Here is a 23,726-nt window from a genome sequence, read left to right on the forward strand (position 1 = left end):
ATAGGAGGTTTTTTTATGTTTCATAGAATTCTTTTCAGCTCTAAATACCCTATTATACAAGCGACGAAAACCCTTCATATGATCAATACCCCTGTTCAACGGAGAAATCAGGCTTTTTGTTTATTACTTGTTATTTGCTTTGTTGTCAACCAAGCTTTTAGTCAATCTTACCAGACTGATGAAATGCAAGATTTAGGTGCATTTGCAGAAGAGAACGATTTTGCCATTGATTTTTGGGAAGTTACAATGAAAGAGCAAATGGGAAGAGAACGTGCAGAAAGTCTCGTTGAGAATTTGGAAACAATGTATACACAACATGAGGATAAGAATGGAGACCGAGTAAAATATACGTTTTATAATGGTCACAATAACGAGCCTTTTTACGTATTATATAATGTGATTTTACCACTAGATAAAAAAGAACCAGCAGAAGTAATTATTGTCTTACATGGAAAGGACTGGGATAGTCAAATAAGTCAAAAGTATGAAAAAGAAAAAGCTGCTATACAAAAAAAATATTTAACAAAAGAGTCACAATTATATACTTGTCTATCTATACAAGATAGTGATATAATTAACCACGATGAATTTTTAAATAAAGCAAAAAAATATTTCAATATAAAGCATATATCGACTAATTATGACAATATAGAAAATTCTAGGATTGAACAAAGTACATACGGGTATATAAAAACATGGGAGCATTTTTATTTCATGGAAAATGACCCAAAAAATGTGCACATTGCCGCTGTTACAGGTCATCATGGGGAAAAGAGTTTTATGATAGGAACACCTATCCTAATAAATGAATATTAATAATAGGGAAATTAGATTCTGAAGGGGATTTATGACATGGAAAAAATCATCGTTGGTGGCGGACGAAAGTTAAAAGGCACTGTACGTGTTGAAGGTGCTAAAAACGCAGTCCTGCCTGTACTTGCTGCTAGCTTAATTGCTAGTGAAGGAAAAAGTGTTATTAAAGAAGTACCAGTATTAGCAGACGTATACACAATTAATGAAGTGCTTCGCAACTTAAATGCCAATGTGGAATTTGATTCAACAGAAAAAGCAGTAATGATTGATGCTTCTGATAAGTTAGAAACAGAAGCCCCATTTGAATATGTGAGAAAAATGCGTGCATCCGTGCTTGTGCTGGGACCGTTATTAGCCCGCTATGGACACGCAAAGGTTGCTATGCCTGGAGGATGTGCAATAGGTTCACGTCCAATTGATTTGCACTTAAAAGGCTTTGAAGCAATGGGAGCGGAGATTCACGTAGGTAACGGTTTTGTGGAAGCAAAATCAAATGGCCGCTTGCATGGTGCAAAAATTTATTTAGATATGCCGAGTGTAGGAGCTACAGAAAATATTATGATGGCTGCCGCATTGGCAGAAGGAAAAACCATTATTGAAAATGCTGCTAAAGAACCTGAAATTGTTGATTTAGCTAACTATTTAAATAAAATGGGTGCAAGAATTGTAGGAGCTGGTACAGAAACAATCCGTATTAATGGTGTTGAAAAACTCCACGGAACGGAGCATGTAATGATTCCAGATCGCATTGAAGCAGGAACATTTATGGTTGCAGCAGCAATTACAAATGGAAACATACTAGTAGAAAATGCTGTACGTGAACATTTAAGCTCTGTTGTTTCAAAATTAGAGGAAATGAACGTGCAAGTTATTGATGAAGATGGTGGTTTACGGGTTATTGGTTCCGATGCTATCCAATCTACTGACATAAAAACATTACCGCATCCTGGCTTCCCAACGGATATGCAATCACAGATGATGGCATTAATGTTATGTGCTAACGGAACCAGTGTTATTACAGAAACGGTATTTGAAAACCGTTTTATGCATGTAGAAGAATTTCGCCGTATGAATGCAAATATTAAAATTGAAGGTCGCAGTGTTATTATCGAAGGTCTTTCTGAATTACAAGGTGCAGAAGTAGCAGCTACAGATTTACGAGCGGCAGCAGCACTTATTTTAGCAGGTCTTGTAAGTGAAGGTCATACTCGAGTTACAGAATTGAAGCATTTAGACCGTGGATATGTAGATATTGTATCTAAATTGGCAAACCTTGGTGCAGACATTAAACGCGTCGATGAAAATGGTGTCGTAATTCAGCCATTAGGAATGGCAGAAAATGTCGAATTAAATGAATATATCACTGAATAATTTCATATTCTATTATAAAAAAGATGTACCATATCGCAGGTGCATCTTTTTCTTTTATGTTTTTTAATGGGATTCGAAATGATGATATGAATCAATAATATCCAGCAATCGAACTTATTGCAGGGGAGTGACTGGGACTGCGATTACCAATGTTGTCAGGTTAATACGACCGCTGCGACGGGTTATGGTGGGGTGAGTAATCGCAACCCCAGAAAAACACTACGCTTTCCGTGGGCTTGAGCTCAGCCTCCTCAAAAAAAGAAGTTCGCTTTTTTTCTGCGGGGTCTTCCCTCCGCGCTTTCCCAAAGGAGTCTCCGTGTTTTTCCTCCGCTAGTTAGCCTTATTGCTATCTACCAGTATCAAACATAATCTTAATGAAATTCACTAACCTGACAACATTGAGACCTGCGATTACTCGGTCTATTAAAACCGTTGCTGCGATTACTCGCCCCACCGGAAACATTCGTGCGTCGAAAACTCCCACTGAATGAAGTTTCGTTTTATATATCTGAAAAAAAGCTGCTGTAGTGAAACTGTGATAAATATTTAAATCGTACATATATATAGGTATAAAGAATTATTTTTGAAATTCATATTAAATAGATAGGGTTAGTAAAATGCCATGCTTGAACAGCATTCTATCCGTTTTTCGAAATAAAATGTGAAAAAAATAAATGAATGATAATTCATTTATTTACAATATTTCTCTTCTCACTTAGCGTAAAACATGCTATATTTAGAGAAAATTACTAATATTTCGATTGGATGATGACCATGAAACTTTATATGTCTGTGGATATGGAAGGGATTACAGGACTTCCGGATGCTACATTTGTAGATTGGAAGAAACATAATTATGAAAGATCTCGAAAAATAATGACTGATGAAGCAAATTACGTTATTCAAGCTGCTTTTGATTATGGTGCTGAAGAAGTCTTAGTAAATGACAGTCATTCCAAAATGAATAATTTACTTATTGATGAGATTCATTCCGATGCATTGTTAATAACGGGAGAGGTCAAACCCTTTTCTATGATGCAAGGGCTGGACAATACATATAGCGGTGCTTTCTTTGTTGGTTATCATGCAAGGGCAGGCCAACGTGGAGTCATGTCGCACTCCATGATACACGCTATTCGTAATTTCTATATTAATGATCATTGTATCGGGGAGATGGGGATGAACGCATACCTTGCTGGGTATTTCGAAGTGCCTATCTTACTTGTTGCAGGAGATGATCAAGCAGCGGCAGAAGCAGAAAAATTAATACCTCATGTAACCACTGCTGTAGTAAAGGAGACGATATCGAGATCATCTGTAAAAAGTTTAACGCCTAAAAAAGCGGGTCTTCTCCTTAAAGAAAAAGTAAAGCTTGCTCTGGATAATCGTAAACATGTGTCCCCTTTAATTCCTCCAGAAAAACCAGAGCTGACGATTGAATTTAATAATAGCGGCCAAGCAGAATGGGCAAGTTTAATGCCGGGCACCATGTGGATTCCCGGTACCACCAAAGTACGGTTTCAAGCGAAAGATATAAAAGAAGCTTATCAAGCGATGCTCGTTATGACAGAATTAGCAATGCAAACAACATTTTCCTAAAGTAAGTGAACATCCTCTTACAGGTTCATTTTTATAACAGATGAATAAAAAGTGTCATTCGTACAGTATATGACCAAAGCAGTCCCTATCAAGCTTACACATATGATATTCCATGCAACTTATGTAGTAAAAAACTTTAGGTAGCGGGGTGAAACAGATGCTGAAATACGTTTTAAAGCGCTTATTAATTATGATTATCACGCTATGGGTAATCATTACCCTTACTTTTGTATTGATGGTAAATATACCTGGCTCTCCTTTTAACACCGATCAGTCCTCAAATGAGACAGTACAGGCTAACCTGGAGGCTCATTATAACTTAGACCAACCTTATTACATACAATATTTACTTTACATTAAATCGATCGCTACGTTTGAATTCGGGCCTTCGATTAAACAACCTAATCAGACGGTAAATGACCTTTTATCACGCGGATTTCCGATCTCATTTGAATTGGGTATTATTACGATTGCCTTAGCGGTTGTTTCAGGCGTGTTAGTTGGAATTATTGCTGCACTCAGACATAACGGCTTTCTGGATTATTTAACAATGGGAGTCGCTGTTTTAGGTATCTCGATCCCTAACTTTATTCTTGCAACAATCCTTATTCAACAATTGGCAGTAAACTTAGAAATATTTCCAACGGCAACCTGGAGGAGCCCGGCGCACATGGTACTTCCAGTGCTGGCTTTAGCAACCGGTCCAATGGCGATTATCGCCCGACTTACACGTTCTACGATGCTGGAGGTGCTGACACAAGATTATATTAAAATGGCGAAAGCAAAAGGTCTTTCCCCATGGAAGGTTGTTTTCAAGCATGCGCTAAGAAATGCTCTAATGCCTGTTGTAACCATTATGGGAACACTTTTCGCCGGAATTTTAACAGGAACCTTTGTAATTGAACAAATTTTTGCGATACCGGGAATGGGAAGATACTTTGTAGAAAGCATTAATCAGCGTGATTACCCGGTTATTATGGGAACCACTGTTTTCTACAGCTCCTTTTTAATTATTATGCTATTCCTCGTGGATATTGTTTATGGCATACTCGATCCACGAATTAAAATGCATCAGAAAGGGGGCAGATAAAGATGAAGCCAGAGAAAGAAATGGAGCATCTTGAAACACCCTCTCATATACCCGATGAATGGTTTTCTTGGAAAGAACGGGATCAAGAGAAGATGGAACAAGTATCCCGGCCGTCCTTATCCTATTGGCAAGATGCATGGCGTCGCTTAATTAAAAATAAGATGGCCATGCTTGGACTTATTTTTTTAGTCCTGTTGACCGTCATGGCAATTATAGGGCCTGTGCTTTCTCCTTATGAGGTGAATAGACAGAGCCTTCCAGATCAGTATCAGCCACCATCGATGGAACATTGGTTTGGAACAGATAACGCAGGAAGAGATGTGTTCACACGTACATGGTACGGAGCCCGTATTTCCTTGTTTGTCGGTTTGGTCGCTGCTTTGATTGATGTAACGATTGGTATTATCTGGGGAGGCATTTCCGGATATAAAGGCGGCCGTACAGATAATATCATGATGCGAATGATTGAAGTGTTATACGGATTACCTTATTTATTGGTTGTTATTTTACTTTTAGTTGTGCTCGGGCCAAGTCTTGGAACCATTATTCTGGCATTAACCATTACAGGTTGGGTAGGGATGGCCCGAATTGTGCGGGGACAGGTATTGCAAATTAAAAACTATGAATTTGTCCTCGCCTCGAAGTCGTTTGGCACAAAAACATCCCGGATTATCCGGAAAAATCTATTACCTAACACGATGGGACCAATTATCGTTCAAATGACATTAACGATTCCATCGGCGATATTTGCCGAAGCATTCTTGAGCTTTATCGGTCTTGGTATCCAAGCCCCGTTTGCCAGTTGGGGAGTGATGGCCAATGATTCGTTAGGAGCTATTTTATCCGGAAACTGGTGGACATTGTTTTTCCCTGCATTCTTTATTTCTTTTACGATGTTTGCCTTCAACGTCTTGGGAGACGGTCTGCAGGATGCACTAGATCCGAAATTAAGGAAGTAGGTGGATAACTTGGAAAGAATACTCGAAGTAAACGACTTACATGTAACATTTTCAACCTATGGAGGGACAGTCCAAGCTGTCCGGGGAGTCAATTTTCACTTGGATAAAGGAGAGACTTTGGCGATTGTTGGGGAATCCGGATGTGGGAAAAGTGTCACCTCCAATGCAATTATGCGGCTGATTCCAGACCCGCCGGGAAAAATTGCAGCTGGCTCCATTTTTTTTAAAGGAGAGGATTTAGCAACTTATTCAGAGAAAAAGATGCGATCCATTCGTGGTGTAGATATTTCCATGATTTTTCAAGATCCAATGACAGCGCTTAATCCAACCTTAACCATTGGTACGCAGTTGATGGAAGGGTTAAAAGAACATAAGAAAATTACCGGGCAAAAAGCAAAAGAAAAAGCAATAGAGATGATGAACCTGGTTGGTATCCCAAACCCGGAGGAGCGTTTAAAACAATATCCGCATCAGTTTAGTGGAGGGATGCGTCAACGAATAGTAATTGCGATTGCCCTTATCTGTGATCCGGATTTGCTGATAGCAGATGAGCCGACAACGGCACTCGATGTAACGATTCAGGCACAAATATTAGAGCTGTTCTCAACGATCCAGGAGCGAACAGGCGTATCCATTATTTTGATTACCCATGATCTAGGGGTTGTTGCAAAGATAGCAGACCGTATTGTGGTCATGTATGCGGGGAAAATTATTGAATCTGGAAGTAAACGAGAAATATTCTATGAATCTAGGCATCCTTATACACAAGGACTGCTCAACTCCGTTCCTAGATTAGATGCAAAAGGCGAATTAAAACCGATTGCTGGTACACCACCTGATTTATTCTCACCTCCAAAGGGATGTCCATTTACAGCGCGATGTCCATTTGCGATGGAGGTGTGTGATAAAGTTTATCCTGCTCCGGAAAAAATCAGTGACACACATCATGTGGATTGCTGGTTGCAAGATGAGCGGGCCAAGCGGCTTTTAGCTGCTAAAAGCTTACAAACTTAAAAAGGGGGCAAAACAATGAGTAGAAAAAAGCTTTTATGGATTCTTATGGCACTGCTAACGGCGTTTGTTCTTGTCGCATGTACGGCGGGGGAAGATGCCGGAGAAGCACCAGATGACACAGACACAGCAGAAGATGATGGCGAAGATGGTGGAAGCGATGAAGCGGTAGAAGAAACGCCAGAGCTAGATGGAAAGACATTATATATTAATAACGGTCAGGAGCCGACATCATTTGATCCGTCAGTTGGATTTGATCAGGTATCCTGGGATCCGTTGAATAACCTGATGGAAGGTTTAACGCGTTTGGATGAAAATTCTGAAGCAGCAGAAGGTGTGGCAGAAAGCTGGGATATTTCAGACGATGGCTTGACCTATACATTCCATTTACGTGAAGATGCCAACTGGTCTAATGGAGATCCCATAGTAGCAGAAGACTTTGTCTTTGCCTGGAAGCATATGTTAGACCCTGATACAGCATCGGCAGCAGCATTTCTAGCCTACTACATTGAAGGTGGAGAAGAATATAATAGTGGAGAAGGGTCAGCAGATGATGTCAATGTAACAGCTATTGATGATAAGACATTGGAAGTTGTCTTAATACAGCCGACTGGATTTTTCTTAGACTTACTTACGAATCCGGCATTTTTCCCAATTAATCACCAAGTTGCAGAGGAAACACCAGATTGGCATGCAGAAGCAGATACGTTTGTAGCAAATGGTCCATTTATGTTAGATTCCTGGGAGCATGACAGTGAATTAATTTTTGCAAAGAATCCTGAATATTGGGATGCAGATGCAGTTAATTTAGATTATGTTCATTTCTCTATGGTAAATAATTCGAATACACAATATCAAATGTTCCAAACGGGAGAATTAGATACAGCGAGTATTCCTCCAGAGATGTCAGATGAATTAATTGATGGGGACGATGTGTTTATTGGGGAATATGGTGGACTGGAATTCTATCGTTTTAATATTACCGAAGAGCCTTTCCAAAATAAGAAAATCAGACAGGCGTTTTCTTACGCAATTAATCGTGAAGATATTGCAGAATATGTAATCAAACAAGGAGTAGAGCCGGCATTCGGCTTTGTGTCACCTGGCTTTATAGCGCCGGATGGAAGAGACTTCCGTGAAGAAAATGGAGATATTGTTGAATTTGATCCAGAAGCAGCACAGCAGCTCCTGGAAGAAGGAATGGAAGAAGAAGGCTATGATGAGCTTCCTCCAATCGTTTTAACATACAGTACGAGTGATGAAAACCAAGCTGTTGCAGAAGCGATGCAGAATATGTACAGCGAGCATTTAGGAGTGGATATCTCGTTAGAGAACCAAGAATGGAATGTGTTTGCGGAAGCGCAGCAAAATCTGGAATTACAGTTCTCCAGAAGTTCATTTATCAATGATTACAGTGACCCTGTAAACTTTTTAGAAAGCTTTACAAGTGAATCTTATATGAACCGTACTGGGTTTGAAAGTGAAGAATATGATGAGCTTATCCAAAACGGTAAAAGCGAAACAGATGAAGAACAGCGTTATGAATACCTGTATGAAGCAGAAAGAATGTTAGCAGATGAAATGATTGCTGCACCAGTTCGTTACTACAATGTTGTTGTTCTAGAAGCGGACGGTGTAGAGGGTATCCTCCGACATCCAGTAGGCTACTTTGATCTGAAATACGCAGATAAGGCGGAGTGAGAATAAAGAACAAGATAGGCTCATATACAAGAATGAGCCTATCTCTGTTTTTAGAAAAACGCAGCAAAGCTTTCCCTTTAGCAACTCGATCGTTATTCTTATATTTCATTACCGAGTTAAAAAAAGGAGGTCGCATGTATGCTTCCTAATCGTTTAAAACCTGGGGACACTATTGGAATTACCGCTCCAGCCGGCCCTGTAGAAAAAGAAAAATTAGAGCAATCATTTGCTTTCTTTGAAAATCTGGGTCTGAAAATAAAACTTGGAGAACATGTATATGATCAATACGGTTATTTAGCAGGAAAAGATACCAATCGGCTGGCAGACTTTCATCAAATGGTTGCTGACAGGAATATCAAAGCCATTATTTTTGCAAGAGGCGGTTATGGAACAGGGCGTCTGGTTGATAAAATAGATATGGAATTAATTAAAAAGTATCCCAAAATTATTTGGGGGTACAGTGATATTACATTTTTACATACAGCGATTCGCCAAGCGACAGGTTTAGTAACCTTTCATGGGCCTATGCCAGCTTCGGATATGATTAAAAAAGACTTTGATACACTTTCCGCCCAATTGTTTAAGCAGTTATTTGGACCGACAAATCTCATCTATTCCGAAAGCGTATCTCCACTTACGATTTATCGGGAAGGAGAAGCTACTGGAAAAATCGTTGGAGGAAACCTGTCTCTCCTAGTGCAAACCCTTGGCACTCCTTATGAAATTTGTACAAAAAATAAATTACTATTCATAGAGGATATTGGAGAGGAGCCTTACCGCGTGGATGGGATGATGAATCAGCTGCGTTTAGCTGGAAAGCTGAAAGACGCTACTGGAATAGTCATTGGGGACTTTGCTGAAGCAGAACCTAACGTCCGTCCAAGTCTGAGTTTGGAAGAGGTTTGGAAACATTATTTTCGAAATTATAAAAAGCCAGTGCTTGCTGGTTTTCGAATCGGTCATTGCTTTCCACATTTTTCGGTTCCTTTAGGAGTAAAAGTAACCTTATCCAGCAGAACGAAGACATTACAGCTGTCACCAGGTGTCTATTAATGGAATAAGAGGAATTTCCTCTTATCAGTGCGAGTTCAAAAAGTCCGATAAATAGGACCAAGTCGGCTAAGTTCACGACGTCCTGGGGTTGGGGCTGCGATTACTCGCCCCATCGAAGAGCTTTTGCGATTACTCACCCCACCGGAAAAGCAAGCCAACGCAGAAATTCGCCGTGTCATTTTTATTGGGATTTTTGAACAACTTCTATTTAGAAAGGGCTGTTCAATATGAAAATCTTGGATATGGAACTTTATCATAGCTCGATCCCTTTACATACTCCTTTTAAAACCGCATTACGAACTGTGACTGTTGCGGAAAGCATTTTTGTGAAAATAAGTTGTGATAATGGCGTCATTGGCTGGGGAGAGGCGCCGCCAACACATGTAATCACAGGAGATAGTCTGGCAAGCATTCATTATGCTATAGACAAAGTGATCCGTCCTATTTTAATCGGTGCCAATTTATCTTCCTATGCGGGGGTGTTTGAGCAATTAGAGAATATCATTGTTCGCAATACAAGTGCCAAGGCGGCGGTAGATATGGCGTTATACGATTGCTTGGCTCAAACAGCAAAACAGCCTTTATATCATTATTTGGGAGGTTACCGTTCCCGTATCGAAAATGATTATACAGTCAGCGTGAATGACATTGCCCAAATGGAGAAGGATGCCAAATTATACAAGGAAAATGGATTCCGTATTTTAAAAGTAAAAGTGGGCAAAGACAGCGCGGAAAAAGATATAGAACGGATAGCTGCTGTCAGAAAAGCGGCAGGTGATGATGTCCTGATTCGATTAGACGCAAATCAGGGCTGGACAGCAAAAGAAGCGGTTAAGGCCATTACCCGCATGGAAGAAATGGGGTTAAATATTGAATTGGTAGAACAGCCGGTTCCAGCTGACGACATCATTGGACTTAAATATATTACAGAACGGACGGCAACACCTATTATGGCTGATGAAGCAGTGTTTTCAATAGATGATGCACGGCGTGTTTTGAAAACAGGTGCATCAGACCTCATCAATATTAAATTAATGAAAGCTGGAGGGATTCATCAAGCGATTAAAATTGCTAATCTTGCGCAAGCCTTCCATGTTTCTTGTATGGTGGGAAGTATGATAGAGACAAAGCTCGGCATTACGGCAGCCGCCCATTTTGCCGCCAGTCATCCGGCAGTGACACGTTTTGATTTTGACGCACCGCTTATGCTGGCTGATGATATTTTAGAAGGCGGTATTCATTATGAAGGAAAAGGAAATCAAATCACATTTTTGAATCAACCAGGGCTCGGAATACAATCTGTAAAGGAATCTTATCTCGAACCAATTAAAAAGGGAAGGAGTTGGTAACATGCAGGAAATGTTTGAGAAGCTCCCGGAGAATTTTCATGTAACAAATGTACAGGTCGCAACCATTTGGACGGACCCGCAGTCAGCCAGAGAAGTTGATGAACCCGGACTCACAAGCCCGACAGATATTTTAAAATGGGTGAATCATTTAACCTATGAGGAAAGCTTAGCATTATGTAATGAAAATCGGGTCCAGTCGCAGACACTGTATGGAGAGCCTGTTATAGTTTTGGGAGAAGAAGGAGATTGGGCGCATGTTATTGCCCCGTTCCAAGCGTCCAAAAAAGATACAAGAGGCTATCCGGGCTATATTCCAATCAAACAATTGACAGCCGTTAACAAAGAAGCATGGCTGCAGGATAAACATAGCGTCGTGCTTACCAAGGATGCTTGGCTGGAAAATCCAACAGAAGAAAAAAGCATTCAACTGAGTTATTTAACCATTCTTCCTTATCTAGGAGAAAATGAAACACATGCATATGTACAGACACCAACTGGAAAGCAGCAAATTGCGAAAGAAAAAGTAGTGACCGTTTCCAAAGCAGATGATCTTGGGCCTGGAAGTGGAGCTGATATTGTAGCTGCTGGTCTTCCCTTTATTGGATTAGATTATTTCTGGGGCGGGATGAGTGCCTTTGGGTACGATTGTTCTGGATTAGCGTATGCAGCACATAAAGCAAATGGCTATTGGATTGCCCGTGATGCGGGGGATCAAGCTGATGCAGGTAAGGAGATCGCTATGGATGCGATAGAGCCAGGAGATCTACTCTTCTTTGCTTATCAAGAGGGGAAAGGAGCAATCCATCATGTTGGTATTTATAAAGGGGATGGAGAAATGCTGCATTCCCCACAGACTGGGAAAGGGATTGAAATCACGTCTTTAAAAGGAACCAAGTATGAAAGGGAGTTATGTGCAGCTAGAAGGTACTGGAGGTGAGAGAATGGAAGATAAAATATTGGAAGTGAAGAATCTTGTTAAATATTTTGATGTGGAAAAAGCGGGATTTTTAAAGGCGGTTAACGATGTATCTTTTCATATTTTTAAAGGAGAAACATATGGATTAGTAGGAGAGTCAGGCTGCGGAAAATCTACCATTGGTCGTACCATTCTTGGATTATATGATAAAACAGGAGGCGATGTCTGGTTTAACTTTGAAAATGTTCACGAATTAAGTGATAAAGAACAATTTGCGCTTTACCGGAAGATGCAGATGATTTTTCAAGACCCCTATGCTTCGTTAAACCCGCGTTCAACGATCAGAGAAATTATTTCGGAGCCTTTAGAGGTACATGGCATATTTAAAAAGAAAAAAGACCAGATGAACCGTGTGTATGAACTGTTAGAAGAGGTTGGACTGAGCAGGGATCATGTGAATCGTTATCCGCATGAATTTAGTGGCGGTCAGCGCCAACGAATCGGTATTGCCAGAGCGCTGGCATTAAATCCAGATTTTATCATTGCAGATGAACCTATTTCGGCATTGGATGTTTCCGTACAGGCGCAGGTCGTCAATTTGATGAAGCGGCTACAAGCGGAAAAAGGTTTAACATTCTTATTCATTGCCCATGATTTATCAATGGTAAAGCAATTTTCAGACCGGATCGGGGTTATGTATTTAGGTAATTTGGTAGAGGAGACGAGTGGAGAAGCACTCTATGAAAATCCGCTGCATCCGTATACAAAAGCGCTTCTATCAGCCATTCCCATTCCAGATCCGGATATAGAAGAAAAGCGGGAGCGGATTATCTTAGAAGGGGAATTGCCAAGTCCAATTAACCCGCCCTCAGGCTGTGTATTCCGGACGAGATGTCCGATGGCAATGGATATTTGCAAGGACGTAAAGCCTGTGTGGCAAGAGATTGACCCCGGACATCGAGTTGCCTGTCACCTATATGATACAAATTATAAAGATAGTCCAAGAACCGGGCCGCAGCGGACGAAGGATGTTGTCGAAGAAGAAATCCAATTATAAGAAACAGAAGGGTAAAACTCCTGAATGATGTAAGAAAATCAAATGATTCTTTTAAAATGCCCTATAACGAATATTGATTTTTTTGAATGTTTCTTATTTTTAAGTAGAAGAAGAGCAACGATGTTCACGGAATGGAACTTCTCCTTATACGTAAAGCTGTAAAACGAAAGCCATAGAATGTTCTCTGGAAACTAAGGAGATCTTTCTATGGTTTTTAAATTTTTTCTTAAGATAAGGTCTATTTTGCCAAGGAAATGTATAGATTTAATAGTAGGCAAGATAGATAAACAGCTTATAAGTTTTAAGAAAAGGAGGAGAAATGTGCAAAATAAAAACTATAAACGGAAAAACCAAGCAATTTATAAAAAAATGAAGCAACTAAAACAGAAAAACAAATCACCAAAACAGCCATTGCCGAAAATCGTACCTTTTTCTAATCGAAAATCATTCTATTCTAAACAAAAGCGCCCATCTCCTTGGAAGCAGGTGGTCATTGGTGTTTTTATGACCATGATTATTTTTATTCTTGCTGTCCCAACATTCGTTGTACAAATTTCAAAGGCAGATAATCAAATTAGCGCTGGTACGGAGATAGTAGATAATGATACAGGAAGTCAAGCTGAAGGAAATGAGACGGAAGACATTGCTGAAGAGGCAGTGTCTGACGGAGAAGCAGTTGAAGTAGGAGCTTCTCCATTTAATGTTTCTGTAATGCGCGTGAGCAATGAAGAGGTGGAAAATATTCCAGTAGAGCAATATGTAGCAGGTGTGGTTTCCTCGGAGATGCCTTCAGAATTTGAAATGGAAGCACTAAAAGCTCAAGCAGTTGCTGCCAGGACATTTACGGTTAACTTTTTATTAAACGGGGAGACAAGTGATAATTATGATGTAACAGATACGACGCAGCATCAAGTATATAAAAGTGAACAAGAGTTGCAGGAACAGTGGGGAGCAGAATATCATGAAAAAATGAACAAAATCAATCAGGCTGTCAAAGAAACAGAAGGGCAGATTATTACCTATAATAGTGCACCAATTACCGCCTCTTTCTTCTCCACAAGTAATGGCTATACAGAAAACTCAGAGGATTATTGGGAAGGTGAGGTTGCTTACTTACGCAGTGTAGAGAGCCCATGGGATGAAGCCTCGCCAGAATTTTCCCAACAAACAACACTGACAGTAGCAGAAGTATCCGAGGCTTTAGAAATTCCGCTCCAAGATGATAAGGCAATCCCGATGGAAGTTAGTCATACGGACAGTGGAAGGGTAGCAGAAATAACAGTAGCCGGAAATACCTTCACTGGACCAGATTTTCGCGATAAATTAGGTTTAAGATCCAGTGATTTTACTATTGAACAAAGTGACAGTCATCTGATTTTTACAACCCAAGGTTATGGACACGGCGTCGGCATGAGTCAATACGGAGCTAACGGGATGGCAGCAGAAGGAAAAAATTATGAGGATATTATTCACCATTACTATACAGATGTGGAAATCAGCCAAATAGGTGAAATAGCACCGACCCTCGTTTCTAATTAAGCGAGGGTTTTTGGATTGATCGGAAAATCATATAAAATCGTTACTTTTGTTCCATATCTTTACGTGCGCTGTTACATATATGGCAGGCAGGAGTGGAAATATAGTAATTATACCAATTAGCAGATCAAAAAATAGGGGCATACAGGACATATTTACATACAGAGGTATGCTTATATTCGTTGTGAGAATCACTGAACGACCGCTATTCTACTTTCTTTTTGTCATTGATTACGTTCATAATAAAAGTACGATAGCACATCTATTAAAACCTCTTTCAAAACTACTTGTTATGAAAATCAAAAAATTTTTTTCATAGTCATGTATATAATTCTCTTTTTCTGCTCACAATGGTTGCAGAGGTGATGAAAATGAAAGAGGAATTCAAAGGCCCAAAAAATAAATGGAGCCAAATTTTCCGCAAGAAATGGTTTTTCCCAGCATTGTATTTAAGTATAGCAGCTGTTTTATTAGCGGCAGTCGTTTGGTATCAAAATGCAGGATCTGATGTTTCAGAACCGGCCGATCAAAGGAATGGAGAAGAGGATTATCTTCCAGTAATGAATGAAGAAGATTCCGTTCCAGTAGTTGATCAGCAGGAATTGGTAGGAATGCCAATTGAAAACACAGATGAAGCAGAAATCGTAACTAAATTTTTTGATTACAACGCAGACCAGGAAGACAGAGAAAATGCACTTGTACTTTACAACAATCGTTACTATCAAAGTACAGGAGTAGATATTGCAGCAGCTGACGCAGAAACATTTGATGTTTTGGCTTCCATCAGTGGAACCGTAGAAGAAGTGAAGGAAGATCCGTTACTAGGCAACGTGGTTGTTTTATCTCACAATGATGATTTAAAAACGTATTATGCTAGTCTTGAAGATGTAGCTGTCTCTGTAAGTGATCAGATCGCACAAGGAGACAAGCTTGGAACAGCTGGTAAAAACTTGTTTGGGAAAGATAATGGAACACACTTACATTTCGAAATCCGTAAAGACGGAAAAGAAGTAAATCCTGAAAGCTATTTTGAGCAGCCGGTCTCCAGCATTGCTGTAGAAGAAAGTGCTGAGCAGGATGAAGCAGTTAGTGATGAACCAAGCGATGAACCAACTTCAGGAGAAGATGTTGTAGAGCCTGAAGAAGACGCAGAAGATACAGAAGAAGATGTGGAAGAAGATGCAGAACAAGAAGAAACACCAAGCGAAGATGAAGAAATTGACGTAGAATTAGACGAGTCAGAAGAATAATAGACAACAGCTTGGGAAAACCAAAAAAATCCGGTGATGGTCATACATTGCCGGATTTTTTTAAATTTTTAATGGAGGTATTATTTACCCGGAGTTTAGTAAATGATATGCTTTCTAAAAAAATACACCTTGTCCCCCTGATTATTTGTACAAATCTAAGCATAAAGGAACACTTTTTTTAATATGATGATATTACAAACCATGCAATCGAACTGTCTGAGGTGAAAAGACATGTAATTTAGAAGTATCCTTCATCAAAAGTGGACCCTTTTTTCTTTTATAGACCAGTGACTACATAAAAAATAGTCAACCGCTTATTTATAAGTCCTATCCCAAAACATACACCCTGTCCAAGCGACACCTCGGAATTACAACTTAGGGGGGCGAACGGTGTGCATGATTACATCAAAGAAAGGACAATCAAAATAGGGAGGCATGTAGTAGAAACAAGAAAAACAGTGCGAACCATTGCAAAAGAGTTTGGCGTATCAAAAAGTACAGTTCATAAAGATCTGACAGAACGTCTGCCAGAAATAAATCCCAAATTGGCATTAGAAGTAAAAGAAATACTGGAGTATCATAAAGCAATCCGGCATTTGCGCGGGGGAGAAGCTACACGAAAAAAATATAAAACACCAAAAGAGGAAGAACGATTAAAAGAATCAAAAATCACGCAACAATTCTTATCTTCATCGAATAGACCAAAAACACAAGGAAGTTAAAAAAATAGTCAAGCAGTCTTTATTTGTAAATAAAATTGACTCAATTTTTCACCTAAGAATAAGCATATATGACTTGCTATCTCAGGATGAACATGTTCTCCAGTACCATGCTTGTTTTTGGTTAAATATCCGACCATTATGGAATTGGTGATTGTGCATAGCTCCGCTCCGGCCAACCACTCCGCTTTCCGACGTACAAATGTTTTCGATGGGGCGAGTAATCGCAGTCCCAGGAGTCACGGGTTTAGCCTGCAAACCACTTAAGAGGAGTCTGCGTGGTTGGCCTCCGCTCAGTTAGGATTCTACAGCGAATATAAGAAATAACATTTTGATGAGTTGGACGAAATAGCAGCTTTCCCCTGAACAATCATTCATGACAGCATGGATATGAAAATACAGGGAATAGTTTTTATGCACAGAAAGTAATCTTAGCGAAACATTTTATCATGCAGCATGAAAAATATGTTCTATCTGATCAAACATCTATTAGGTAAGTTGTTTTCCTACGTATAGAACATCGAACTAGCGGAGGCGGACCGTTTTGACTCCTGAGGGATCAGCACCATCTGAAGATCCACTTTTGCCAAGTGCTCTTCTTGGCAAAAGTTAGCTGAAGAGCGTGCCCCTAGGAAAGCAAAACGGTCCGCCGCAGCGGTGTCTTACTCTTTACCTTCTCACCTTTGTCAACTGATGTAGGGGAGAAACGATTAACTCCTGTTTCTATGGAGATGAAGTTTCTTTTTAAGGTGCGAAAGTTGAAAAATTGATAAATACGTTCAAGAGCAGTAGAACAATCGTTAAAAGCGTTTTACTGCTTTTTAATGTGGCAAAAACAGATTTGATTAAATTGCCTGACTAAAAAACTTCATCCATATAATTGGAATTTTTGTAATAGCTCCAATCAAAAAAAATCAAAAAAAACTTATTTTCATACAGTTAATTACTGTGTTTTGTGGTAAAATAGTATACTAGTAGCATTTTGTCTTAGGACGGTGCAAGATAGTAACGCTAGGAGGATTTAGATTCATGTTTTCCAGAGATATAGGGATTGATCTTGGTACCGCAAATGTATTGATACATGTAAAGGGAAAAGGAATAGTTTTAAATGAACCATCCGTCGTTGCCATGGATCGTAATACGAACCGTGTGCTTGAAGTTGGAGAAGAAGCCCGCCGTATGGTTGGACGTACACCGGGTAATATAGAAGCGCTACGTCCATTAAAGGACGGCGTTATTGCTGATTTTGATGTAACAGAAGCCATGTTAAGATATTTTATAAATAAAATTAACGTTAAAGGTGTTTTATCAAAGCCAAGAATGCTTATTTGCTGCCCGACAAACATTACAAAAGTGGAGCAAAAAGCAATTAAAGAAGCAGCAGAAAAGTCTGGTGGTAAACGCATATACTTAGAAGAAGAACCTAAAGTAGCTGCGGTTGGTGCTGGAATGGATATTTATCAACCGAGCGGAAATATGGTCGTTGATATTGGTGGCGGTACAACGGATGTGGCTGTATTGTCTATGGGCGGCATTGTAACCTCCCAATCCATAAAAATGGCCGGAGATAAGTTTGATTGGGATATTCTTAACTACATTAAAAAACAATATAAACTGCTTATCGGGGAACGTACTGCAGAAGATATTAAAATTAATGTAGCTACTGTATTCCCTGGTTCGCGTAAAGAGTCAATGGATATCAGAGGACGTGATATGGTATCCGGACTGCCAAGAACAATAACGATTGAATCTGAGGAAATTCAGCAAGCATTAATGGAATCAGTCGCACTGATTGTTCAAGCTGCCAAACAAGTGCTTGAGCACACCCCGCCGGAATTATCAGCAGATATTATTGATCGAGGCGTCATTCTAACAGGTGGTGGTGCACTACTGCACGGAATTGACCAACTATTAGCAGAAGAGCTGAAGGTTCCTATCTTTATTGCAGAGGATCCAATGGATTGTGTAGCTAAAGGAACAGGAATTATGCTTGAAAACATTGATAAACTTGAAAAAAGAAGTGTGAACTAAAGATTAGAGGCTGGCAGAATAGCTTCTTTTATACTGCCAGCCTTAAAATTTTCGGAGGAGGAAGCTTTGTGTTAAGAGGTTTATATGGAGCAGCAAGTGGTATGATAACGCAACAGCGACAACAAGAAGCATTGTCTAATAATATTGCCAATGCCAATACTCCAGGATATAAAGCTGACCAAACAGCAATTCGTGCTTTTCCAGAATTATTAATTCAGCAAAGCGGCGGAGGGAACACCATTCCAACCACACAAGGAGGATTTAATATTCCATTATCCCGTCAATTAGGCGGTATGAATACAGGAGTATATGTCCAGGAAACAATCCCTCACTTTGCACAAGGGGATCTCGTTGAATCGGGATTGCCGACGGATGTTGCCATTCAACAGAGAGAAGTTCCTGATGAAACTGGTGCCATCTTTTTCTCCGTTCAAAATGAGGATGGAGATGTCCGCTATACTCGAAATGGAAATTTTACCATTGATGCAGAGGGATACCTTGTGACGAATCAAGGATATTATGTTTTAGATGAAGACGGCAATAACATCCAGACAGATGGAACAGTGGATACTATTACCCCGGAAGGAGTCATACCGACAGAAGGTGGAGATGTGACACTTGGTACACAGTATGTCGCCGATGTAAACACATTGACGAAAGAAGGAAATGATCTTTTTCAGGGTGATGGAGAGGCAGTACCCGCTGATGCAGATTATGTATTACAGCAGGGCACATTAGAACAATCGAATGTAAATACAGAGCAAGCAATGACCGATATGATGAATGCGTACCGATTATTTGAAAGTAATCAGCGCGTATTGCGGGTATATGATGAGAGTCTTGGAAAAGCAGTTACAGAAGTTGGCCGATTAGGTTAAGGAGGAATCTGACATGTCACGTATGATGAATCAAGCAGCAGTAACTATGAATCAAATCCAGAACAAGCTCGATGTTATTGGGAATAATATCGCTAATAACAATACAACTGGATATAAAAACAGACAAGTTGAATTCTCTTCCTTACTAAGCCAACAAATTAATAATCTAAATACTCCGGAAAATGCGGAAGGCAGGCTGACCCCTGATGGAATTCGTGTTGGAGCAGGAGCCGGATTAGGTGCAATTCATTTAAATCAGCTGCAAGGAAGTCTTATCGAAACAGACCGTACGCTGGATGCCGCGTTAACGGAAGAAAATACATTTTTTCAAGTGAACCGCGTAGAGAATGGACAAGAAGAAACAGTCTACACAAGAGATGGTTCCTTTTTCCTTTCCCCTCAAGAAGGAGGCGTACTTGCCTTGACAACTTCTGATGGACATCCTGTTATCGGCCAAGGCGGGCCCATTGAAATTCAAGATGGGTTTGATGCGGTTGAATTCAATGATCAGGGTCAATTGATCGTAACTAGAGGCGATGAGCAAGCGGCAGAAGCTGAATTGGCTATTGTGGAAGCGGTACGGCCCAGCGCTTTGGAAGCAGAAGGAGATAATTTCTTCTCGGTAACAGCAGAAGCTGATATCGAGGAAATCATGCAAGTATATAATGGAGAAGGTTCTGTGATACATGCACAAGCTTTGGAACAATCGAATGTGGATTTATCACAGGCGATGACGGATATGACTGCTGCTCAGCGGCTTTATCAATTTAATTCACGCTCTATTTCCATGGGAGATCAAATGCTTGGATTAGTGAATACGATTCGTTCTTAAACTTCACTCCACACCGTGCTTTATCAGTAGAGTGAACAAGGCTATATACTGTTAATGTTCAAAAAGGATATATTAGTTATAGTGAGCTTTTTGGACATCTATTTGTAAGGAGTTAAAGAAATGACCCAAAATCCATCTTCACAAAATACCTCACCTAAGGCGAAGCAAGAAACAGCTGCGGCTAGTGAGGAACAAGAAATACAACAAGAAACTTCCAGAAAAAAGGAAAGAAAAGGAAAAAAGCAGCGTAAACGTAGACAGAAGCTTAGTAAGCCACGATTACGTATTTTTCCAATTTGGTTACGAATTATCGTCATTCTGATATTTGCTGTAACAGTTTTTGTTATCGGGTTAATGATTGGTTTCGCTGTTCTTGGTGACGGTTCGCCACTAGAAGTTCTGCGCTTAGAGACCTGGCAGCACATCATTGACATTGTAAATAAAACAGATTAAAACATATTCGATGATGGACGGATATGTTTTGCTGCATTTTTATACGGCGAAAAAGGCAAGAGGATGATTGAATAAAAGTAATTCTGCAGCCAGTACATTTCTGGTAATAATTCATACATACATAAAAAAGGAGCTGAAAAAATAATGGATATTCAACAAATTAAAGAAGTTCTTCCACATCGTTATCCGTTTTTATTAGTAGATCAAGTGAAAGAAATAGAAGAGGGAAAGAAAGTAACAGCTATCAAAAATGTAACAGCGAACGAGCCATTTTTCCCTGGCCATTTCCCTGACTATCCAGTCATGCCTGGTGTCCTTATTTTAGAAGCCCTTGCACAAACAGGTGCAATAGCTGTTTTAGGCATCGAAGAAAACAAAGGGAAAATTGGCTTTTTAGCGGGAGTAGATAAATGCCGCTTCAAACGTCAAGTAAAGCCGGGAGATCAACTGGAACTAGTAGTTGAAATTATTCGCATGAAAGGTCCAATTGGCAAAGGAAAGGGCGTCGCAACTGTAAATGGAGAAGTTGCATGTGAAGCAGAAATTACATTTGCAATTAAATAAAATATTTTTCCGAAATAAAAATAAAATGTAATAAATTTCCTGAATGAATATGTATAAGAAATGTATGATTCCTCTTTTCTGGGTTAACCTAATTTCGAGCAATAGGTTATTTTAGAAAGGAGGAAATTTTTATGAAAAAGGTGTTATTAAAAGTTGGTGCTTCTGCCTTAGCTCTTACATTGATGACTGGATGTGGTACATCAAATGATAATGAGCCGGCAGATGAGAACCCGACCATTGATCATGAAGAAAGAGAAGATGAATTTAACGGAAACAACAATGATAACAATGACAATGATCCAATGGATGAAAATAACTTCGATGAACGAGAAGAAGAAATGCCACGTAACAATGAATAATAACCTCTAAACCAAAAAGAAGAAGGCAATGACTTCCATCATCCATTACCTTCTTCTTTTTCACTTTTAAATGATATTTCTATGGGGCTGTTTAATATACATATTCTTCACTTTCACTCACATCATCTGAAGTAAGCCCGGATAATACGTGAACACGTAAAATATAACCGACAAGTTTTTGATTTTCATTCACAACAGCTAAAGGAAAGCTGGATTCTAGTGCTTTTGGAATTAAATCATTGATATATTCTTCCTCTTCCACTACAGTAATATCTTCTCGGATCAGATCGCTTAGTGATTGATTATCTTTAATTCCTTGAATCGCATCATCAATGGTAACAATCCCTTGAAGACGTCTGGAGCGGTCAACGACAAATACACTGGAAATCCCATTCTCACGCATTTCTTTTACTGCGACATTCAAACCATCTTTAATAGACACAAGTGCATTTGGCTTAGTCATAATGTGGCTTGCTTGAAATACTTTGGAACGGTCAATATCTTTAATAAACTCAGAGATATAATCGTTGGCAGGACTTGCGATAATTTCTTCAGGCGTCCCAACCTGTTCCACATGACCATCCTTCATCACGGCAACACGATCACCAATACGAAAAGCTTCATTCACATCATGCGTAATAAAAATAATCGTTTTTTGCAGGCGCTCTTGGATATCTAATAACTCAAGCTGCATTTCCCGGCGAATTAATGGATCTAGTGCACTAAAAGGTTCGTCCATGAGTAAAATGTCCGGATCATTGGTAAGTGCTCTGGCTAAGCCAACGCGCTGCTGCATCCCACCGGATAATTCATCTGGATATTTATCTTCATAACCGCTTAATCCTACCGTTTCAATATTTTGCATAGCAATTTCCTGGCGTTTTTCTTTTGGGACATTACGAATTTCTAAGCCATATTCTACATTTGCTAAAATAGTTCGATGACTAAACAGACCAAAATGCTGGAAAACCATAGCGATTTTTTCTTGACGAACTTTTTTCAAATCTTCCCGGCTGCATTTTGTAATATCCTGTCCCTCTAAAATAATGGAACCGTCTGTTGGTTTGTTCAGTAGATTAAAGCAGCGGATTAGAGTTGACTTCCCGCTTCCTGAAAGCCCCATAATAACGAAGACTTCCCCCTTTTGAATATCAAAAGTAGCGTCATAAACACCAACCGTATGATTGGTGTTTTTTAAAATTTCTTCCTTCGATAGGCCTTCTTTAATCATAGGAATAGCAGATTTTGGTTTTGAACCAAATATTTTAGATACATTTTTTACTTGAATTTGTACAGACATTATTTATTACCTCCGTGACGTTGTACTTTTTCAGCGATACCATTGGTAATACGGTCAATAATAATCGCTAGAAATACAATACTGATACCAGCTTCGAAACCAAGAGCGATGTCGATTCGGTTAATTGAAACAAGCACTTGCTCTCCAAGGCCGGAAGCACCAACCATGGATGCAATAACAACCATTGCTAATGCCATCATCGTCGTCTGGTTGACTCCAGCCATAATTGTTGGCAATGCTTGTGGCAATTGAACTTTTGATAATGTTTGCCATCTGGAAGAACCAAATGAATGGGCTGACTCAACCACTTCCTTATCGACACCACGAATAGCTAAGTCTGTTAAACGGATAACGGGTGGCAAGGAATAAATCAATGTTGCGAAAATCGCAGAGACATTACCTAATCCAAAGAAGAAAATAGCAGGGATTAAATAAACAAAGCTTGGCATGGTCTGCATCGCATCAAGAATCGGGCGTAATATCGTAGAAACCCATTTATTAAACGCCATCGCTACACCGAGCGGAATTCCGATGATTAAACAAATAATTACAGCGGTTAAAATGATGGCAATGGTAATCATCATTTCTTCCCAAAGACCGAACGAACCGATGAGAAATATAAATATACCATATAAAACACCGGAGAAAATAGATTTAAAATACCATCCAAGTAAGAAGATAATGATAATAAATAACCACCATGGAATAAACATAAGAAAATCAGTCAATCCACTGATAGATCTCGATGTGATAAAAAAGATAAAATCAAATAAAACTTCTAAATTATCGGCTAGGAAGCTGACAAGATCATCAACGTATTTCCCGGCTTCAAACGTAATATCTGGAAAACTAATCATAAGCATTATAACTGCTAAAGAGCAGTAT

22 protein-coding genes are annotated in these 23,726 nt (G+C 39.5%); 20 read left to right on the forward strand and 2 right to left on the reverse strand.

From position 1 onward, the window contains the following. Positions 1-15: 15 nt before the first annotated feature. From BN986_RS03595 to BN986_RS03690, 20 genes are all read left to right on the forward strand, one after another. Positions 16-816: a YwmB family TATA-box binding protein gene (locus BN986_RS03595; RefSeq protein ID WP_052400610.1), complete on the forward strand. Its 801-nt coding sequence runs from the start codon at positions 16-18 to the stop codon at positions 814-816. 36 nt (positions 817-852) lie between these two features. Beyond that, on the forward strand, positions 853-2,184 hold the full coding sequence (murA, locus tag BN986_RS03600) for a UDP-N-acetylglucosamine 1-carboxyvinyltransferase (protein WP_040978270.1): 1,332 nt from the start codon (positions 853-855) through the stop codon (positions 2,182-2,184). 774 nt (positions 2,185-2,958) lie between these two features. After that, on the forward strand, positions 2,959-3,783 hold the full coding sequence (locus tag BN986_RS03605) for a M55 family metallopeptidase (protein WP_040978271.1): 825 nt from the start codon (positions 2,959-2,961) through the stop codon (positions 3,781-3,783). 157 nt (positions 3,784-3,940) lie between these two features. Further along, positions 3,941-4,873 carry an ABC transporter permease gene (locus BN986_RS03610; RefSeq protein WP_040978272.1) on the forward strand — a complete coding sequence of 311 codons (933 nt, stop codon included), beginning with the start codon at positions 3,941-3,943 and terminating at the stop codon, positions 4,871-4,873. A 2-nt stretch (positions 4,874-4,875) separates the two neighbouring features. Continuing rightward, a complete protein-coding gene (locus BN986_RS03615) occupies positions 4,876-5,832 on the forward strand; it encodes an ABC transporter permease (RefSeq protein WP_040978273.1) in 957 nt (318 codons plus the stop codon). A 9-nt stretch (positions 5,833-5,841) separates the two neighbouring features. Beyond that, complete coding sequence (locus BN986_RS03620) at positions 5,842-6,846, forward strand: ABC transporter ATP-binding protein (RefSeq protein ID WP_040978274.1); 1,005 nt, start codon at positions 5,842-5,844, stop codon at positions 6,844-6,846. Positions 6,847-6,861: 15 nt separating this feature from the next. Further along, positions 6,862-8,544 (forward strand): peptide ABC transporter substrate-binding protein, encoded by a 1,683-nt coding sequence (locus tag BN986_RS03625; RefSeq protein ID WP_040978276.1) that lies wholly within the window; start codon positions 6,862-6,864, stop codon positions 8,542-8,544. A 138-nt stretch (positions 8,545-8,682) separates the two neighbouring features. Next, the gene (locus tag BN986_RS03630; RefSeq protein WP_040978277.1) at positions 8,683-9,597 is read left to right on the forward strand and encodes a S66 peptidase family protein; all 915 of its coding nucleotides are present in this window, start codon (positions 8,683-8,685) and stop codon (positions 9,595-9,597) included. Positions 9,598-9,824: 227 nt separating this feature from the next. Continuing rightward, the gene (locus BN986_RS03635) at positions 9,825-10,946 is read left to right on the forward strand and encodes a dipeptide epimerase (protein ID WP_040978278.1); all 1,122 of its coding nucleotides are present in this window, start codon (positions 9,825-9,827) and stop codon (positions 10,944-10,946) included. A gap of 1 nt (position 10,947) precedes the next feature. After that, positions 10,948-11,883, forward strand: a complete 936-nt coding sequence (locus tag BN986_RS03640) for a C40 family peptidase (protein ID WP_052400611.1) — start codon at positions 10,948-10,950, stop codon at positions 11,881-11,883. 4 nt (positions 11,884-11,887) lie between these two features. Beyond that, entirely contained in the window at positions 11,888-12,919 is a 1,032-nt protein-coding gene (locus BN986_RS03645) for an ABC transporter ATP-binding protein (protein ID WP_040978279.1), read from the forward strand. Between the two features lie 321 nt (positions 12,920-13,240). After that, the gene (gene spoIID / locus BN986_RS03650; protein ID WP_040978281.1) at positions 13,241-14,458 is read left to right on the forward strand and encodes a stage II sporulation protein D; all 1,218 of its coding nucleotides are present in this window, start codon (positions 13,241-13,243) and stop codon (positions 14,456-14,458) included. Between the two features lie 368 nt (positions 14,459-14,826). Beyond that, on the forward strand, positions 14,827-15,705 hold the full coding sequence (locus BN986_RS03655) for a stage II sporulation protein SpoIIQ (RefSeq protein WP_040978282.1): 879 nt from the start codon (positions 14,827-14,829) through the stop codon (positions 15,703-15,705). A gap of 392 nt (positions 15,706-16,097) precedes the next feature. Further along, positions 16,098-16,427, forward strand: coding sequence for a sporulation transcriptional regulator SpoIIID (spoIIID, locus tag BN986_RS03660; RefSeq protein ID WP_052400612.1), 330 nt, complete (start codon positions 16,098-16,100; stop codon positions 16,425-16,427). A gap of 1,026 nt (positions 16,428-17,453) precedes the next feature. After that, positions 17,454-18,455, forward strand: coding sequence for a rod shape-determining protein (mreB, locus tag BN986_RS03665; RefSeq protein WP_040978283.1), 1,002 nt, complete (start codon positions 17,454-17,456; stop codon positions 18,453-18,455). A gap of 68 nt (positions 18,456-18,523) precedes the next feature. After that, complete coding sequence (locus BN986_RS03670; RefSeq protein WP_040978284.1) at positions 18,524-19,333, forward strand: flagellar hook-basal body protein; 810 nt, start codon at positions 18,524-18,526, stop codon at positions 19,331-19,333. Positions 19,334-19,346: 13 nt separating this feature from the next. Continuing rightward, positions 19,347-20,165, forward strand: a complete 819-nt coding sequence (locus BN986_RS03675) for a flagellar hook-basal body protein (protein WP_040978286.1) — start codon at positions 19,347-19,349, stop codon at positions 20,163-20,165. 120 nt (positions 20,166-20,285) lie between these two features. Then, positions 20,286-20,618 carry a DNA-directed RNA polymerase subunit beta gene (locus BN986_RS03680; RefSeq protein ID WP_040978288.1) on the forward strand — a complete coding sequence of 111 codons (333 nt, stop codon included), beginning with the start codon at positions 20,286-20,288 and terminating at the stop codon, positions 20,616-20,618. Positions 20,619-20,759: 141 nt separating this feature from the next. Further along, positions 20,760-21,182: a 3-hydroxyacyl-ACP dehydratase FabZ gene (gene fabZ / locus BN986_RS03685; protein WP_040978289.1), complete on the forward strand. Its 423-nt coding sequence runs from the start codon at positions 20,760-20,762 to the stop codon at positions 21,180-21,182. Between the two features lie 131 nt (positions 21,183-21,313). Continuing rightward, positions 21,314-21,541 (forward strand): hypothetical protein, encoded by a 228-nt coding sequence (locus tag BN986_RS03690; protein WP_040978290.1) that lies wholly within the window; start codon positions 21,314-21,316, stop codon positions 21,539-21,541. Positions 21,542-21,632: 91 nt separating this feature from the next. Here the strand turns inward: BN986_RS03690 and BN986_RS03695 are convergent, their stop codons facing one another. Next, the gene (locus tag BN986_RS03695) at positions 21,633-22,841 is read right to left on the reverse strand and encodes a quaternary amine ABC transporter ATP-binding protein (RefSeq protein WP_040978292.1); all 1,209 of its coding nucleotides are present in this window, start codon (positions 22,839-22,841) and stop codon (positions 21,633-21,635) included. Beyond that, positions 22,841-23,698: an ABC transporter permease gene (locus tag BN986_RS03700; protein ID WP_040978293.1), complete on the reverse strand. Its 858-nt coding sequence runs from the start codon at positions 23,696-23,698 to the stop codon at positions 22,841-22,843. Before BN986_RS03700 ends, BN986_RS03695 begins: the two co-directional genes overlap by 1 nt. Positions 23,699-23,726: the final 28 nt, after the last annotated feature.

The sequence above is a fragment of the Oceanobacillus jeddahensis genome (assembly GCF_000750635.1).
Taxonomy (GTDB): domain Bacteria; phylum Bacillota; class Bacilli; order Bacillales; family Amphibacillaceae; genus Oceanobacillus; species Oceanobacillus jeddahense.